The sequence below is a fragment of the Pedobacter sp. SYP-B3415 genome, from assembly GCF_004138205.1.
Lineage (GTDB): Bacteria > Bacteroidota > Bacteroidia > Sphingobacteriales > Sphingobacteriaceae > Pedobacter.
In genome coordinates, this window is record NZ_RXNQ01000005.1 from 74,031 (window position 1) to 90,910 (window position 16,880).

Annotated in this window: 17 protein-coding genes; 7 read left to right on the forward strand and 10 right to left on the reverse strand. The window is 47.3% G+C overall.

The genetic code is table 11. The features are described 5' to 3' along the window. Positions 1-153: 153 nt before the first annotated feature. The gene (locus EJV45_RS03515) at positions 154-762 is read left to right on the forward strand and encodes a thioredoxin family protein (protein ID WP_129714267.1); all 609 of its coding nucleotides are present in this window, start codon (positions 154-156) and stop codon (positions 760-762) included. On the opposite strand, the gene namA is transcribed toward EJV45_RS03515, so the two are convergent. Genes namA through EJV45_RS03530 form a run of 3 tightly spaced genes read right to left on the reverse strand, consistent with a single transcriptional unit; the run spans position 752 to position 3,211 of the window. Next, positions 752-1,837 (reverse strand): NADPH dehydrogenase NamA, encoded by a 1,086-nt coding sequence (gene namA, locus EJV45_RS03520; protein WP_129714268.1) that lies wholly within the window; start codon positions 1,835-1,837, stop codon positions 752-754. The two genes, EJV45_RS03515 and namA, sit on opposite strands and share 11 nt — an antisense overlap. Then, entirely contained in the window at positions 1,824-2,819 is a 996-nt protein-coding gene (locus EJV45_RS03525; protein WP_129714269.1) for an aldo/keto reductase, read from the reverse strand. Before EJV45_RS03525 ends, namA begins: the two co-directional genes overlap by 14 nt. Beyond that, positions 2,816-3,211, reverse strand: coding sequence for a DoxX family protein (locus EJV45_RS03530; RefSeq protein WP_129714270.1), 396 nt, complete (start codon positions 3,209-3,211; stop codon positions 2,816-2,818). The genes EJV45_RS03525 and EJV45_RS03530 overlap by 4 nt, the downstream gene beginning before the upstream one ends. Positions 3,212-3,446: 235 nt before the next feature. On the opposite strand from EJV45_RS03530, the gene EJV45_RS03535 reads away from it, so the two are divergent. Genes EJV45_RS03535 through EJV45_RS03545 form a run of 3 tightly spaced genes read left to right on the forward strand, consistent with a single transcriptional unit; the run spans position 3,447 to position 5,688 of the window. Continuing rightward, on the forward strand, positions 3,447-4,436 hold the full coding sequence (locus tag EJV45_RS03535) for an alpha/beta fold hydrolase (protein WP_129714271.1): 990 nt from the start codon (positions 3,447-3,449) through the stop codon (positions 4,434-4,436). A gap of 2 nt (positions 4,437-4,438) precedes the next feature. Beyond that, positions 4,439-4,906 (forward strand): nuclear transport factor 2 family protein, encoded by a 468-nt coding sequence (locus tag EJV45_RS03540; protein WP_129714272.1) that lies wholly within the window; start codon positions 4,439-4,441, stop codon positions 4,904-4,906. 11 nt (positions 4,907-4,917) lie between these two features. After that, the gene (locus EJV45_RS03545) at positions 4,918-5,688 is read left to right on the forward strand and encodes a dienelactone hydrolase family protein (RefSeq protein WP_129714273.1); all 771 of its coding nucleotides are present in this window, start codon (positions 4,918-4,920) and stop codon (positions 5,686-5,688) included. 92 nt (positions 5,689-5,780) lie between these two features. Here the strand turns inward: EJV45_RS03545 and hisS are convergent, their stop codons facing one another. The 5 genes from hisS to pdhA form a co-directional block, all read right to left on the reverse strand. Then, on the reverse strand, positions 5,781-7,172 hold the full coding sequence (gene hisS / locus EJV45_RS03550) for a histidine--tRNA ligase (RefSeq protein ID WP_129714274.1): 1,392 nt from the start codon (positions 7,170-7,172) through the stop codon (positions 5,781-5,783). 68 nt (positions 7,173-7,240) lie between these two features. After that, positions 7,241-7,774, reverse strand: coding sequence for a hypothetical protein (locus EJV45_RS03555; RefSeq protein WP_129714275.1), 534 nt, complete (start codon positions 7,772-7,774; stop codon positions 7,241-7,243). Positions 7,775-7,833: 59 nt separating this feature from the next. Then, positions 7,834-8,766, reverse strand: a complete 933-nt coding sequence (locus EJV45_RS03560) for a DUF6263 family protein (protein ID WP_129714276.1) — start codon at positions 8,764-8,766, stop codon at positions 7,834-7,836. 53 nt (positions 8,767-8,819) lie between these two features. Continuing rightward, positions 8,820-10,496: a pyruvate dehydrogenase complex dihydrolipoamide acetyltransferase gene (locus EJV45_RS03565; RefSeq protein WP_129714277.1), complete on the reverse strand. Its 1,677-nt coding sequence runs from the start codon at positions 10,494-10,496 to the stop codon at positions 8,820-8,822. 30 nt (positions 10,497-10,526) lie between these two features. Next, positions 10,527-11,522: a pyruvate dehydrogenase (acetyl-transferring) E1 component subunit alpha gene (pdhA, locus tag EJV45_RS03570; RefSeq protein WP_129714278.1), complete on the reverse strand. Its 996-nt coding sequence runs from the start codon at positions 11,520-11,522 to the stop codon at positions 10,527-10,529. A gap of 231 nt (positions 11,523-11,753) precedes the next feature. Here pdhA and EJV45_RS03575 point away from each other — a divergent pair, with 231 nt between their 5' ends. Beyond that, positions 11,754-12,308, forward strand: coding sequence for a C40 family peptidase (locus EJV45_RS03575; RefSeq protein WP_129714279.1), 555 nt, complete (start codon positions 11,754-11,756; stop codon positions 12,306-12,308). A gap of 63 nt (positions 12,309-12,371) precedes the next feature. Continuing rightward, positions 12,372-13,478 (forward strand): CapA family protein, encoded by a 1,107-nt coding sequence (locus tag EJV45_RS03580; RefSeq protein ID WP_129714280.1) that lies wholly within the window; start codon positions 12,372-12,374, stop codon positions 13,476-13,478. Between the two features lies 1 nt (position 13,479). Here EJV45_RS03580 and EJV45_RS03585 read toward each other — a convergent pair whose 3' ends face one another. Continuing rightward, a complete protein-coding gene (locus EJV45_RS03585; protein WP_129714281.1) occupies positions 13,480-13,665 on the reverse strand; it encodes a hypothetical protein in 186 nt (61 codons plus the stop codon). A 95-nt stretch (positions 13,666-13,760) separates the two neighbouring features. Further along, on the reverse strand, positions 13,761-15,809 hold the full coding sequence (locus tag EJV45_RS03590; RefSeq protein ID WP_129714282.1) for a M13 family metallopeptidase: 2,049 nt from the start codon (positions 15,807-15,809) through the stop codon (positions 13,761-13,763). Positions 15,810-15,943: 134 nt separating this feature from the next. Between EJV45_RS03590 and EJV45_RS03595 the strand changes: the two genes are divergently transcribed. Continuing rightward, a complete protein-coding gene (locus tag EJV45_RS03595) occupies positions 15,944-16,879 on the forward strand; it encodes an SPFH domain-containing protein (RefSeq protein WP_129714283.1) in 936 nt (311 codons plus the stop codon). The last annotated feature ends 1 nt before the right edge of the window (position 16,880 follow it).

The window sequence follows — 16,880 nt, forward strand, 5'->3', positions numbered from 1 at the left end:
GGTTGAGCCGATTTTTTTATAAAAAAATCTTTGCTTAACCACCGCTTAACATCAAGTTCTCCCGTTTTTTTATGTGTGTTAGTTAAAAGTGGGACAAAATAACGGCACCCAGGTTTAAAAAACACGCAGTAACTATTTTATTACAGCTAAAAAATGCTCGATTACAGTAATATTTTCGTTAGTGAGGGGATCACCTACCCCGAGTACCGCCAGTTGATAGACCGTTTGCTTGCAGAAGGCAAGACGACCGGTCCGGATCATTCTGAAGGCATGGTTCTATACAGCCGCATGAACGTTCAGCGCATGAACCGTCTGGACAAGACGGTTACAGTAAGCGAGGAACTGCAGGAAGCGACATCGGCGTTGCCTGCCGGCACACGTTTGCTTGTCATCAGCGAAGGCTGGTGTGGCGATGCAGCTCAGATTGTTCCCGTTATTGAACAAGCGGCGCGCCTGGGTCATGTACCGCTCAAGCTTGTACTGCGCGATCAGCACCTCGAACTAATCGATGCCCACCTGACAAATGGCGGTCGTGCTATTCCAGTTTTGCTGGTCATTGACGCAGAAGGCCGGCTATTAGGAAGCTGGGGGCCGCGCCCTCAGGTACTACAGGAACTGATGGCAGGATGGAAAAAAGAAACTACCGATTTTATGGTAGTGGCGGAGCAGGTGCACGGCTGGTATGCAAAAGATAAAACCCGGACAACGCAACAGGAGCTGTCCGGGCTTTTTCAAAAAATTATTGCCAAAGTTAGCGCTTAGCGCGGGCGTACTGGTCGGGCCAGCTGATTTCAGCGCCGAGTTCTTTCGCAGCATGCAGCGGAAAATACGGATCGCGGAGCAATTCGCGCGCCATCAGCACCAGGTCTGCCTGGCCTGACCGCAGTATTTCTTCTGCCTGTGTGGCGTTGGTGATAATACCGACAGCACCCGTTGGCACGCCTGTTTGCTCCCTGATTGCAGCCGCGAAGCCTGCTTGATAGCCGGGCCCTGCCGGGATAACTGCATCCGGGACGTTGCCGCCAGATGAGACATCGATCAGGTCTGCACCCGCTTTGTGCAGAAGGGATGAGAGCTGAACGGATTGTTCAAGGTCCCAGCCGCCCTCTACCCAGTCTGTGGCAGATATCCTGACGAACACAGGTAAGGTAGTGGGCCATACGTCGCGAACCGCTGCAAGAACCTCCATCAAAAACCTTGTGCGGTTTTCAAAACTTCCGCCATATTCATCATGGCGTTTATTGCTAAGCGGCGACAGGAACTGATGGATCAGGTAACCGTGGGCGGCATGAATTTCGACGACTTGAAAGCCCGCCTCCAGCGCCCGCCGCGCTGCTGATACAAAATCTCCTTTTATGGCCTGGATCTCGGCTTTTGTAAGCGCAGCAGGAACTTTATTCTCTGGCTTAAAAGGCAGGGCAGAAGGCGCTACAGTAGGCCAGCTTCCCGGTCCATCCATAACCTGCTGATCGCCTTGCCATGGTGGCAGAAAGCTGGCTTTACGCCCCGCATGAGCAAGTTGAATACCAGCAACCGAACCCTGGCTATGAATAAATTCTACAATTTCTTTCAGCCTGACAATATGTTCATCTTTCCAGATGCCAAGATCGCCTGCGCTGATCCGGCCTTCGGGGTTTACCGCCGTAGCTTCCTGAATAACCAGACCGGCACCGCCTACAGCCCGCGAACCCAGATGGACCAGGTGCCAGTTATTGGCAAAGCCATCTTCGGCGCTGTATTGACACATTGGTGAAACCGTAATACGGTTTTTCAGGGTAACATCGCGAAGCGTATAAGGAGAAAAAAGCTTCGCGCCCCTTTCATTATCCTGCCCCATGCAATACCTCCAGTTCTGAATTAATCATTTGAATTTCTTCATCTGTCAGGATAACTTCGGCCGCCAGCGCATTTGAAACAGATTGTTCCTCATTACGCGCCCCGGCGAGCGCGATTGTAATACCGGGGTGGTGAATGGTCCAGCTTAATACAAGCTGTGAAAGCGTGATATTTTTATCATCGGCCAGTGGGCGGATTTTCTCAAGAAAAGCATTGGTTTTCCTGATCCATTCCGGAGAGAAAAAGCGGTGTGTAGCCCTGTGATCCCCTTCAGCAAACTGATGATTTTCTTTGATCTTGCCTGTTAAGAGACCTCTTTCCATCGGACTGTAGGCAAGTACCGATTTTCCATGTTTGATGCAGTAAGGAATTGTCTCGTCTTCAGCATCGCGTTTAACCATGCTAAAAGGAATCTGGTTTGATGCAATATGCAATACTTCGTCTGCTTCTTTTACCTGCGCAGCACTGTAATTGCAAACACCGGCATACCGGACCTTGCCGTCTTTGATCAGGCTGGCAACGGCCTCCATGGTTTCATGGATCGGTGTTACAGATTCGGGCCAGTGTATCTGGTAGAGGTCTATATAGTCAGTTCCGAGCCGTTTGAGTGATTGCTCGCACTCAAAGATCACACTTTCCCTGCCAGCATATTTATAAATGTCGATGTCTTTTCCCGAGTTGTCCTTGCTCTTAAACCCAAAATCGCCTTTCGCAAGATCCCAACGCATACCGTACTTCGTTACAATCTGAACCTGGTCACGCGATTGCCCTTTGATAGCCTCACCTACAATTTCCTCACTCGTTCCCTGTCCGTAGATCGGCGCAGTATCTATTGATGTCACACCGTGATCGAAACCTGACTGGATTGCCCTGATGGCATCATTACGGTCCGTGCTTCCCCACATCCAGCCCCCGGCAGCCCAGGCTCCGAAGGTAATCACCGACAATTCAAGTGGTGTATTTCCAATTTTTCTGAATTTCATTTTTTTATAATTGAATCTAATGCGTAGTTATTTAAGTGTAAAGCGTAAAGCAGGAAAACGACGAAAACCATATGCCCTAACTGAGCGGAGACAGCGTTCCAGTTTTCAATTGTGGAAGATCCGAAAATAAGGATGACCAATACCGCCCCGGCAAGCACAAGTGCGGGCCTGGTCAAAAGACCAACAATGATAAGCGCTCCCGATAACAACTCCAGCCAGGGCAATGCAAGGCTGAACGGACGAACGACCAGTTCAGGCAGCCAGCTTGGCTCGAATTGCCGAAGCATCCCGTTGCTGAATGCTTCCAGCTTCGGCACCCGTACGAGGCCATGGCCAAAGAAACTCGTTCCGAAGGCAAGGCGCGCAAAAAGGTAAGACAGCTGTTTATTCATAGGTACATTTAAAAGCTGTGGCAGTTGCCCACAATGCTGTTCAACAAACATACAGATCAAATCAACCGGATGTTTTTTAAAGCGCCTAATGTGAAAAAATGATTACAAAGGTTGCCTAAAAGCCGGCCAGGTAAATATGCCCGTCAAGCGGCCTGATCTTTGATCGTAAAAATCACCGGAACTGGCACGGACCAGCTTCGAAATCACCGCTTAAGCGTCTTATGAATTTATTTTTATGAAAAAACATCTCCTTGGCATCCTGTGTTTACTGCTTATCGGCTGTCTGCCGGCATTATCGCAGAAAAGCGACACGTTATCTATTACCCTGGAAAACGTAGCATACCCGTATCCTGTTAAATTTCTTCCGGTCCATGCTGAAGGGCAGGACCTTCGCATGGCGTACATGGATGTACCGGCGGCGGGCCGGGCAAACGGCCGAACTGTAATGCTCTTCCACGGAAAAAATTTTGGTGGCTATTATTGGACCGCGACAATAAAAGCACTTCGGGAGAAAGGCTTCCGCGTCCTTGTTCCCGATCAGATCGGTTTTGGAAAGTCGTCAAAACCATTCATTCAGTATAGTTTTCATCAGCTGGCAAGCTGGAACAAAAAGTTACTGGATACGCTCGGCATTCAAAAAGCCTCGGTACTTGGTCATTCAATGGGCGGTATGCTGGCCACAAGGTTTGCACTTTTATATCCCGACAAAACTGAAAAGCTGCTGCTTGAAAACCCGATCGGACTTGAAGACTACCGGACATTTGTACCATACGTAACCACCGCCCAGCAATACCAGACTGAGCTGAAGTCGAATGCGGCAAGCATAAAAAAGTACTATCAAAGCTCATATTTCACCATCTGGAAACCGGAATATGAAGAACTTGTGCGCATTGCTGCAGGTGTAACCAACAGTGCCGATTACCCGCGGTGGGCAAAGGTGGCAGCGATGACCTTCACAATGATCTATGAGCAGCCTGTATTTTATGAGTTTCAGAATATCAAGGTGCCGACGGTTTTATTTATCGGCAAAGAGGATAAGACCATTGTAGGGAAAGGTCTCCTGTCGGCAGACCAGCAGGCGGTACACGGCCAATACCGGTTTTTGGGTAAACAGATCGCTGCGCGTATTCCGGGGGCCAAGCTTGTGGAATTCGACGCATGCGGCCATATTCCGCATATCGAGATACCAACAGAATTTTTGATATCGCTAACGGGCGCTTTATAATCATGAACCATAACGAGCAACTGATCACGACTTTTTATTCCGCATTTCAACGGCGCGATTTTGCAACGATGCAGGCTTGCTACGGGGATACAGCGATCTTTAATGATCCGGTGTTTCAGGACCTGAACGCTGCCGAAGTGCGTGCTATGTGGCAAATGCTGCTTGAAAGCAGTGCCGATCTCAAGCTGAGGTTTGAAAACGTAAAGGCCGATGGGGCCGCCGGAAGTGCACGCTGGATTGCTGATTACACATTTTCAAAGACCGGGAAACACGTGCGAAACGACATATACGCACGTTTCACCTTCAAAGATGGAAAGATCGCAACCCATACCGATAGCTTCAGTTTTGCCCGTTGGGCCAGGCAAAGCCTTGGGTTAACCGGCTGGTTACTGGGAGGCACTACATTTTTAAAGAATAAAATTCGCACCGAAGCCAGGAACAGGCTGGAGGGCTATATGAGAAAACGTTAACAGAAATACCGATGAACAAAATTGCATTCACTGTCTCAATCATGTTTTGCGCACTTGCTGCAATTGCCCAGCAAAAGCCGGTCAGTTACAAGGATGGCACGCAGCAGCTAAATGGCTGGGCGGGAAAACCACTTACAGGCGCTGGCAAGTCGGGCATCCTGATCCTGCCTGCATGGTTTGGAATTGATGCACATTGCAAAGAAACCGCGACGCGACTAAATAAGTCAGGTTATCACACTTTTGTGGCCGATATCTATGGCGAAGGAAATTATCCCAAAAATGCCAGGGAAGCCGGGGAACGCTCGGGCCAGTACAAGAAAAATCTGGAGGCTTATCACCGGCGTATCCGGCTGGCGCTGGATCAATTGGTACGGGGCGGGGCCGCAGCCGACAGAATTGTGGTGATCGGCTACTGTTTCGGCGGGCTTGGTGCGATTGAAGCGGCACGAAACAACTTTCCGGTAAGGGGAATTGTGTCATTTCACGGCGGATTGGCCCGCAACAAAGAAAAGGAAATCGCCCCCATTAAACCAACACTGTTAATCTGCCATGGAGCAGATGACCCATATGAATCGCAGGAAGAAGTGCTGGCATTTCAGGATGAAATGAGAAAGGCGAAAGCGGATTGGCAGATGATCTACTATGCAAATGCCGTACATTCTTTTACGGAGAAGGCTGCCGGTAATGACAACAGCAAAGGCGCTGCCTACAATGAGCTGGCGGATAAACGTTCATGGGCACATATGCTGCAGTTTCTAGGCGAAGTTTGCCCTGCAAAATAGTGTTTTCAACCGGACAGACCACGACTCCTGCAAAGTTGGTAACTTTCGTAAAGTTACCAACTTTAAGTTAAAAATTAAACTAAAAAGAAAAATTAATCTCCTTTCAGCATCTCGATTAATTCCACTATCGACCTATGTTCCTGTTCACCGGTTACCATGTTTTTCACCGCCGGTTTGCCGCTTTGTATTTCTTCACTCCCAACGATGAGGACATAAGGTATGCCTTTCGCATCAGCGTATGCAAACTGCTTCTTCAGCTTCGCTGCCGCAGGATAAAGCTCAGCTGAGATGCCGGCCTGGCGCAGGCGAGACAGCAACGGGAGTGCAAAGTCTTCAGAAGCGACATCAAAATTTGTAATCAGTACACGTGTACCCAAACTGGCGGCATCAGGGAAAAGATTGAGTTCCTCAAGTACATCATAAATCCGGTCGGCACCGAAAGAAATACCAACCCCCGTCAGTCCTTTGAGCCCAAACATGCCGGTGAGATCGTCATAACGACCGCCGCCGCCAATGCTGCCCATAGCCACCTCATTTGTTTTAACTTCAAAAATACAGCCGGTATAGTAATTCAGTCCCCGCGCCAGCGTGATATCCAGCTCCACGATTTCATTTGTCAGAGCCGGCTGAAGACGCTCTATATATTGCAGTACCGTTTGCAGTTCCTCAATGCCCTTCTGCCCGGTTTCAGACGAGGATAGAACTGATTTCAGGCTATCCAACTTGGTTGTGTTGTCGCCCTGAAGCAAAATAACCGGTTTAAGCATATCAAGATCAGACGGACTAAAGCCTCGTTCAAGCAGTTCCTTGCTCACACCATCCAAACCGATCTTGTCAAGCTTGTCTATGGCAACCGTCATATCGATGATCAGTTCAGGTTTGCCAATCATTTCAGCGATTCCGGAAAGGATTTTACGATTATTCAATTTGATCGTATAATCCCTCAGGCCGAGTGTACGTAATGCCTCATCATAGATACAAGCAAATTCTGCCTCGTTTAATAGGCTGTCAGAACCAACCACGTCGGCATCACATTGATAAAATTCACGGTAACGACCGCGCTGTGGCCGGTCGGCCCGCCAAACGGGCTGTACCTGGAAACGCTTGAATGGAAGACTGATTTCATTCTGGTGCATGACTACATACCGGGCAAAAGGCACAGTCAGGTCATACCTCAATGCCTTTTCAGAAATCAGTGGCGTTAATTTATTGCTGTTTTCTTCAGCGGCAAAATCAAAGCCCCTCTTTTTGGGATCCTTCAAAAAGTCACCGCTATTTAGAATTTTGAAGATTAACTTGTCACCTTCATCGCCATATTTACCGGTCAGCGTTTGCAGGTTCTCCATAGCCGGAGTCTGAATCTCCGCATAGCCATATTTCCTGAAAACCGTTTTTATCGTATCAAAAATATAGTTGCGTCTGACCATCTCCGCAGGCGAAAAATCGCGGGTTCCTTTGGCCAATGAGGGTTTGATATTTGACATAGCCGCAAAAGTACAAAACAGCTTTGAGCTTTCAGCTTACCGAAGCAATCATGCACTACGACCGCCATCTATTTGTACCAGCATTCATGCAGATGTCCCTTGCTGCCATAAACCGGATCATTGTCTGGAAGGGGCACGGCGGCAATCAGTTGATCATTTTCCGGGCGTTCTTCAGCACGTCCATACTGCATATCAAAATCCCTTCCATTGGGATATGCACCAACACAAAGAAAATCCTCGCTGCTTTTCAGACATTTATGTGCAACACCTGCCGGAATTACGACCGCATCTCCGCGTATCAGTTCAATGCAAACGCCGTGTTCTCCGCCAAACTGCACCTCTGCCTTTCCGCAGAAAACCCCCATCACTTCATGAGTGGTTGCATGATAATGGTGATAATCATAAATGCCATTTTCCCAGCCATTGTTATATCCGTTTACAGCAAACGTCTTTTTTATTGCTTCGGTCGTATCGTCCGGTTTTAATAAAAATGCGCCTTTATATATCAGCAGCGGCAGTTTCGGATTGTTGGGAAAGTTACCGTTCTCCTGAACTATATGCGAAACGAGGTATGCCTCGTGAACCAGTTTTTCTTTTTCCATTGCATGGGTGTTTTCTCATAAACAACAGGTTCACGATTTTGCTTAAGAAAGATTGTAATTTACGGTCCAACCGCCGGTGGGCCGCTTACACCGTCATATAGGGTGGTTACTGTTTTTACAGTCATTGGAACGGTCATGCCTTCGGGCAACTGTTGGTTGGGCTTTATGACAAACGTACCGCCAACTGAGCCTTCCATAATACCATGATTAACCCATCCACTTTTTTTATCAATACGAAGCGTCCCTTTCGTAGTTCCCGATAAGTTATACTCGACATCCATTCCGTTCAGTTTGGCGGTCTTGCCCGATGTTGATGACAAGACGGATTTTACCGAAAGATCGTAACCATTAGCATCTTCAGCAGTTAACACGCAGTCAGACTCCAGCATGCTTTCAGCAACAGACTGGACCTGTTGCTTTACTTTCCAGTTCTCACCTACAGCCACCGGCCGCGGCGGCAGCAGGGCCGAAATTACATTCATGGAACTGGCAAATACCTTATCTCCAAACTGCTGTTTTAGTTGCGCAGCGGCCTGCTCACGAACCTTCGCATCAGGTATTATCTGTAACGCAGTCTGGAAAATTTCACTCAGGCGCTGCACATTATACACCCTTCCTGAAGAACTCATTGTAAAATCGAACTCTTTGTCTGTTAAACCTGCAAAGACTGCCGAAAGGCCGCTTTTTTCTGCAGATGAAAAAGACTGTTCCTGACCCATAGCAGAGATCTTCATTTTTAAATTCTCATACTTACCAGACATCAGGAAGCTGGTGTCAGTTTTTGAGCGAACACGCATAGCGACTCTCCCGTCAACCTCCATGCTGACAACGATATCCTGCCCCTGTATCGTCTGCGTGATGAGAACAGAGGCCTTGCTCTCCTGATAATAGGTTTTGTTCTGGTCCAGTCTCAGCGTGATGACTTTTTTTGACTGCGCCAAAGCGCCCGATGCAGCCAGGGCGACTGCAAAAAAGAGTGACGTTAATTTCATGAAAGAAAGGTATAAAAAAAGCCGCCTTTTCAGGCGGCTTCAACATAGTATTGTTATGCAAGTAACCGGACCGGTTCCTCAAGCAGGGCTTTCAAAGTCTGAAGGAAAGCGGCACCCGTAGCGCCATCTACCACACGGTGATCACAGCTCAGCGTAACTTTCATGATGTTGCCAGGTACCACTGCGCCGTTCTTTACGACCGGAACCTGCGAGATACCACCTACTGCAAGAATACAAGCATCCGGCGGATTAATAATAGCTGTGAATTCGTCTATACCAAACATACCCAGATTGGAAATAGTGAATGTAGAACCTTCCCAATCAGCAGGCTGCAGTTTTTTTGCTTTTGCACGCTGTGCGAAGTCTTTTACCTCTGCAGAAATATGCGTGAGCGACTTACCATCTGCAAAACGGACAACCGGAACCAACAGGCCATCTTCCACAGCGACAGCTACGCCAATATTGACATGTTCATTGTAGCGGATCTTATCACCCAACCACGATGAGTTAACAGCAGGGTGTTGTTTCAGGGCAATCGCAGTGGCTTTCAGCACCAGGTCATTGAACGAAACTTTTGACGGAGCATACTCATTGATACGTGCACGAGCTTCCATTGCTTTGTCCATGTCAATGCTCATGGTCAGATAGAAGTGTGGCGCTGTGAACAGGCTTTCTGACAACCGTTTCGCGATTACCTTACGCATCTGTGTAACCGGTTTCTCGGTAAATTTCACTTCGCCGATATACTGCGGAATCTGCGCCGCCTTTTCAGCCGGAGCTGATGCTGCCGCAGGAGCCGCTTCTTTAGCCGGTTGGGCCGCCGGCTTGTAATTTTCGATATCTTTTTTAATGATCCGGCCGCCCTCAGCACTTCCTGCTACCTGGCTCAGATCGATGCCTTTGTCTTCTGCAATCTTCCGTGCAAGAGGAGACGCTTTTACGCGACCGCCGTCTGACGACTTTGTATCTGATGCAGGTGCAGCATTTTCTTTGTTCTCTTCTTTTGAAGGTGCCGCCTCAGCCGGTGCAGCTTCTTTTTTCTCAGCTGCCGGTTTGGCCGGAGCATCGCCTGCATTCAGGATCCCGCTGATGTCTGTACCTTCAGGCCCAACAATTGCAATGATACCGTTCACTTTTGCAGCCTGGCCTTTCTCAACACCGATATGCAACAGCGTGCCTTCAGCGTATCCCATCACTTCCATGGTCGCTTTATCAGTCTCGACATCAGCAAGCACATCATCGTCCTTTACCTTGTCACCAACTTTTTTATGCCACTCGGCAATAACGCCTTCGGTCATGGTATCACTAAGCAATGGCATACGAACTACGGTAACGCCTTGTTTAGCAAGCTCTTCTTCGCTCAGCCCCGATCCGCCTTCAGCTTTAGATTCTTCTTTTTTATCTTCTGCAGCCTCAGTTTTCTCTTCTTTTGGCGCTGACGCGGATGCCTGGTCGCCGCCTGCAGCCTCAAGCGCAGACTTATAGTCTTCGCCTTCCTTACCGATTACAGCAATCACTGCATCGATCGGAACGCCTTTGCCTTCTTCAACGCCAATATAAAGGAGGGTACCTTCTTCGTAAGACTCGAGGTCCATTGTGGCTTTATCAGTCTCTACCTCTGCCAGTACATCACCACTTTTAATTTTATCACCAACTTTTGCATGCCATTTCGCTAATACCCCTTCAGTCATGGTATCGCTCATTTTCGGCATTCTAACTACTTCAGCCATTCTGCTATTTAATTGAAACGGTTCTTAAAATTAATCCTTTATATATGGGTAATCCTGCTGGGCATACACATCCAGATAAAGCTCTTCTGCCTCAGGCCATGGAGATTCTTCAGCAAACTTTACCGAGTCTTCAACAATCTTTTTAACCTTGGCTTCGATCTCTTCGATCCAGGCCTGATCTGCGTATTTTTCTTTCAAAATGACTTCCCGTACCTGCTCAATAGGATCTTTTGCTTTGTAATCTTCAAGTTCCTCTTTAGTACGGTACTTTGCCGGGTCAGACATCGAGTGTCCGCGGTAGCGATACGTACGCATCTCCAGGAAGGTTGGTCCTTCACCGGCACGGGCACGCTGAGCAGCCTCATCCATAGCATTATGAACCGCAACCGGGTCCATTCCGTCTACCGGTGCACAAGGCATGTCAAATCCGAGTCCGATTTTATAGATATCGGTCATGTTTGTGGTACGTTCTACTGATGTACCCATTGCATAACCATTGTTCTCACAAACAAAAATGACAGGAAGCTTCCACAACATAGCCATATTGAAGGCCTCATTCAGCGCACCCTGTCTGACAGCACCGTCGCCCATGTAACAAACATTCAGGTTTTGTGTGCCTTTATATTTTTCTGCAAATGCAATACCTGCACCAAGTGGGATCTGCCCGCCTACAATACCATGACCTCCGTAGAAGTTATGTTCTTTACTAAACATGTGCATAGATCCGCCCTTGCCTTTTGAACAGCCTGTGGCTTTACCATACATTTCTGCCATGATCTCATTTGCACTGACACCCTTCGCAAGAGCGTGCGCGTGGTCACGGTAAGCAGTAATCATTGAATCTTCTGGCCTGAGTGCCGAAATTGCTCCGGCCACAACGGCTTCCTGACCGATGTATAGGTGGCAAAAACCACGGATTTTCTGCTGTCCGTACAATTGTCCTGTCTTCTCTTCAAACTTACGCATCAGGAGCATCGACTCGAACCATTGTAGATAGGTATCTTTAGTTATTTCTACTGCACTCATTTACTTGGATTTGTTTTTTTTGCGACAGCAAATCTAAACCTTTTCTTGTAATTTGAGGAATGATTTAGTGTAAAATGAACACGAAGAGAAGGCAAAATGTGGATAACTTTGGTTTTTTAACACTCCTTATTTGGATGACATTTGAAATATAGCTAGTTTTGTACACCAAACAATAAGCCCAGGTGGTGTACGTTCAAGTGTAAGTGTTTTACCCAAACTTAACTGTATAACATGATTAAAAAGTTTTTGTTCTGTTCAATGGTTGCCATATTGACCGCCACCACGGTTTTTTCGCAATCAAAATCGAAAGAAACAACTCAACTAGAAGATCCTGACAACCTCGCAAGCCAGTATTTTTCCCAGGTAATGGGTGTTGCGGCAGATGCAACATCAAACGTTAAGCTTTATAAATTTATTTACGAATGGATCGGCACACCATACCGGTTCGGCGGCAATACAAAAAAAGGCATCGATTGTTCTGCCTTTACCAAGGCGATTTACGACAAAGTTTTCAACACGACGATACTTAGAAATTCAAGAGATATTTTCAGCATGGTCGATCCGCTTTCTAAGGAAGAGTTGAAACAGGGCGATCTTGTTTTCTTCAAATTTAAAAGCAGAAGTATCTCACACGTTGGGATTTACCTCGGAGACAACCGGTTTGCACATGCATCTTCATCACGAGGTGTTGTGATCAGCAATCTGAATGAGCCATATTATTCACGCGGATTTTATAAAGGCGGAAGAATTATGGAGTCTTTCAGAAAAGAGTTTGAAATAGAATAAGCACAGCTGAAAAAATATACGATCCTCCGGTAACTCCCGGAGGATTTTTTTTGTCCATATAATATGAAAAAGTCATTTTTTTGCCTTCTAAGCGCTACCTTTTTTCTTTTCGCCTGCGGCGGAAACCAGGCGCAGGTCCCCGCTGTTGCAGAAGGCGCAAAGGCCGATTCCCTTCCACGTATACTTAAAGATACCATCCGCATTACGGCCGTTGGCGATATCATGCTCGGTTCTGCATATCCGGGAAAATCCGGCTTGCCGCCGGATGATGCCCGAACAAGTTTTTCAGCCGTTGACAGTTTTTTGAAAGGCGACGTTGTCTTCGGAAATCTAGAAGGATGTCTTCTTGATGAAGGGAAATCTTCAAAATGTAAAGACCCTAACAGCAACAGCTGTTTTGCGTTCCGTATGCCTGAACGCTACGCAGAAATCATTCAGAATTCGGGCTTTAATGTATTGAGTATTGCCAATAACCATGTAGGCGATTTCGATACCAAAGGGCGCAGGCGCACTGCCGAAATTCTGGATTCATTAAAGATCAATTATGCAGGTCAGATCAATCACCCGTATTCACTTTTTGAGATCGATAGCGTACGGTATGCCTTCTGTGCTTTTGCGCCCAATGAAAATTGCGTATCCATCAATAAAATCCAGGCAGCAAAAAACCTGGTGGCCGATCTGAAAAAACGTGCCGATATTGTTATTGTATCTTTCCATGGCGGTGCGGAAGGTGCGCGGTTCGAAAGGGTGCCGAAGCGCAACGAAATTTTTTACAATGAGAATCGCGGCAATGTTTACGCCTTTGCCCATGCGGTTATCGATGCAGGCGCTGACGTTGTGCTTGGCCACGGTCCGCATGTAACACGCGCCGTCGAACTATACAAAAACAGGTTTATTGCCTACAGCCTGGGCAACTTCTGTACGTATGGAATGTTCAGCCTGAAAGGTCCGAATGGCATTGCGCCCCTATTGCAATTGAAGATCAATTCGAAGGGCGAATTCCTTTCTGCGAAGGTCGTGTCTGTACAGCAGGACAAGGTCAACAGGCTACAGACTGATCCTCAGCAGGCTGCTTTCAGCAAACTGAAGACGCTTACAAACTTGGATTTTCCTGGACATGAACTTGACTTTTCCGTCGCCGGTGAGATTCGCCGCAAGACTGTTCGGTAGTCTAGGATTCGTCTTTTGTATTTTTAACCAGGCCGATGCCCGACACAAAAAAGATCAGGCCGATGATACCGTATACAACCAGGGCCCGTGTTTGTCCTGACTGATTGACGAAGCCATAGCCTGCATAGATCAGGCCGATGATACCTAAAATAGTTAAAATAGTTCCGAAGGTGCGTTTTACGTTCATGTGTAAGCTTAATTAGTAGTATGAGCATCAGATACAACATCTGTGCCTGAACATAAACACAAAAAAAGGGGAACGGTTTCGTTCCCCTTCTGCGATTACCAGACGCCCACCCGGTCGGCAGGCTTAACATACATCTTTGCCGTTGGCGGAACATTGAAAGCCTTATAAAAAGCCTCCATATTGTACACCGGCCCGTTTACCCGGAACATTTCCGGCGAGTGCGGATCAGTCTTCAGCCTGACACGCATCGTCTCTTCGCGGGTTTTAATTCTCCAGACCTGTGCAAAGCCCAGAAAGAAGCGCTGGTCTGGTGTGAAACCATCGATTTTTTTATCGTTCTCTTTTCCTTGTTTGGTCAGCTTGAATGCTTCGTAGGCGATATTAAGTCCGCCTATATCAGCCAGGTTTTCTCCAAGTGTAAGCGATCCGTTTACATGCTGGTCGTAAAGCTTGAACGAGTCATAAAGTTTTACAACCTTGTCTGCCTTTTCTTTAAACTTGGCCGCATCTGCCGTTGTCCACCAGTCTTTCAGGTTTCCGTCTTTATCATACTGCCGGCCCTGGTCATCAAACCCGTGCGTCATCTCGTGCCCGATAACTGCTCCGATGGCGCCATAATTAATGGCGTCGTCAGCGTTAAAGTCGAAAAACGGGAACTGCAGGATGCCGGCAGGAAAAACAATCTCATTATAAGACGGATTGTAATAGGCATTAACGGTTGGCGGTGTCATACCCCATTCGGTCCGGTCAATTGGTTTGCCCATTTTATCTGCCATCTCCTTGTAACCATGTTTCCTGGCAGACTGCAGATTTGCATAATAAGTATCCCGCGCAACTTTCACGTCGTCATATTTTTTCCATTTATCCGGATAGCCAATTTTTTTGAGAAAAGCCTCAAGCTTGTCAATTGCACGTTTCTTTGTCTCAGGACTCATCCAGTCCAGCCTTTCAATACGGCTTTTATAAACCTTCTGCAGATTGTTAACCAACTCAAGCATACGCTTTTTCGCTTCAGGCTTGAAGTGTTTTTCAGCATACAGCTGACCAAGCAGCTCACCCAGGTTATTATCGGTGCTGTTTACAATGGTTTTCCACCGCTCCGTCTGCGCCTGCTGCCCGCTAAGCGTGCGACCGAAAAACTCAAACCTGGCGGTGCGGAAGCCTTTGCTCAGGGCGTTTGCCGATGAATTGATGGCATCAAAACGCAGTTTTTGTTTCCACACTTCAACAGGCTGCGATCTGATCAGCGCATTGAGCGTTTCATAATACTTTGGCTGGCCCACTAGAACTGTATCTGTTTTTATCAGCAGCTTGTTCAACACATCGCGCCAGTTCATACCCGGGGTACGTTTCTGAAGATCGTCAACGGCGAACTTATTGTAATTCTTCTGCGGGTCACGTAATTCAACCGGCGTTGAATGTGATTTGGCAAGACTGGTCTCAAGCTCAAGGATATTTTTGGTATACGTACCGGCTTCAGCTGCTGTACTGCCCGTCAGCGTAAATAAGGTTGTTATGTATTTTTTATAAGCTTCCCTGATCTTTTTTGCCTTGTCATCATTATCGAGGTAATAACTGCGGTCTGGCAAAACCAGCCCTGCCTGGCCAAAGTGAGCCGCATTTTTTGTACTGATCTTATCGTCGGGTCCAACATAAAAAGACAAAAGACCTGTATGGCCCTCAGGGTAACCTGACGAAACAAAATTGATGATATCCTGCGGGTTCCTGATACCATCAATCTTAGCCAATAACAGTTTGATAGGGTCATATCCAAGTTTTTCTATAGTAACCGTGTCCATACCACTCGCATAAAAGTCTCCGACTTTCTGGCTTACCGAACCGGGGCTGGCCTTTTCGGCTGCCGCGTCTTTCAGTATAGTTTCAAGATTTTTCAGGTTATCATTATAGAGTGTATAAAAAGACCCCCACCCGGTTTCTGTTTTTGGAATAACAGTTTTCTCGAGCCATTTGCCGCTTGCATACAGGAAGAAGTTGTCGCCCGGAGCCACCGTGGTGTCCATGCCTGCTACATCGAGAAAGGTAGTCCTGGCAGGTACATCTGAATCTGACGTGCTACCGCTTTTGTTCTGACAGGCTGCTGCTGCCAGCAATACAGGAACAATAAGTTTTAGTTTTCTTTTCATGTTATTTAGTTAGTGTGGAAGGAATGCCGGCGGCCGTGAAAGGATTACCGGCAATTTCTATATATTTGAGGATAGGCGCTCTGAATTCTGAACAAGTCATTAAGCGGAAGACGCCTGCCTTTCAAAATAAAAATATGAATTACGGATTATATATCGGCATTTTTGTTGCGCTGGTCATTCTGATCAGCTCATTTGTAACGGTTCGGCAGGGAACCATTGCAGTCATTACTATTTTCGGTAAATACAGACGACTGCTCCGCCCGGGGTTAAGTCTGAAAATACCCCTCATCGAGTCTATTCATTCCCGTATCTCCATACAGAACCGCTCAGTCGAACTGTCTTTCCAGGCCGTTACCCAGGACCAGGCAAACGTGTATTTCAAAGCCATGCTGCTGTATTCTGTGCTGGACCAGCAGGAAGAAACGATTAAAAACGTAGCCTTCAAGTTTGTCGATGCTACCAACCTGATGCAGGCTTTGATCCGAACAATCGAAGGTTCAATCCGCGCGTATGTTGCCACACAGCGCCAGGCTAACGTGCTTTCTCAGCGGCACGAAATCGTCGAGCATGTAAAACACCAGATTGATCCTGTTCTCGAAAGCTGGGGTTACCACCTGCAGGACCTCCAGTTGAACGATATCACATTTGATGAAGAAATCATGCGTTCAATGAGTAAAGTGGTGGCATCACACAACCTGAAAGCTGCCGCGGAGAATGAAGGACAAGCGTTGCTGATTACCAAAACTAAGGCTGCTGAAGCCGATGGTAATGCCATCAAAATTGCTGCGACAGCCGAACGTGAAGCTGCACAGCTTCGCGGTCAGGGCATCGCCCTCTTCCGTGAAGAGGTGGCAAAAGGTATGACTCAGGCTGCGCTTGAAATGGAAAGCGCCAAACTTGATATCTCTGTTATTCTATTTACCATGTGGACAGAATCTATCAAACAGTTTGCTGAAAACAGCGAGGGTAATGTGATCTTCCTGGACGGAAGCACTGAAGGCATGAACAAAACCATGCGTGAAATGATGGCTATGCAGATTGACAAGCTTAAGAACGGGGGCAAGGCATAAA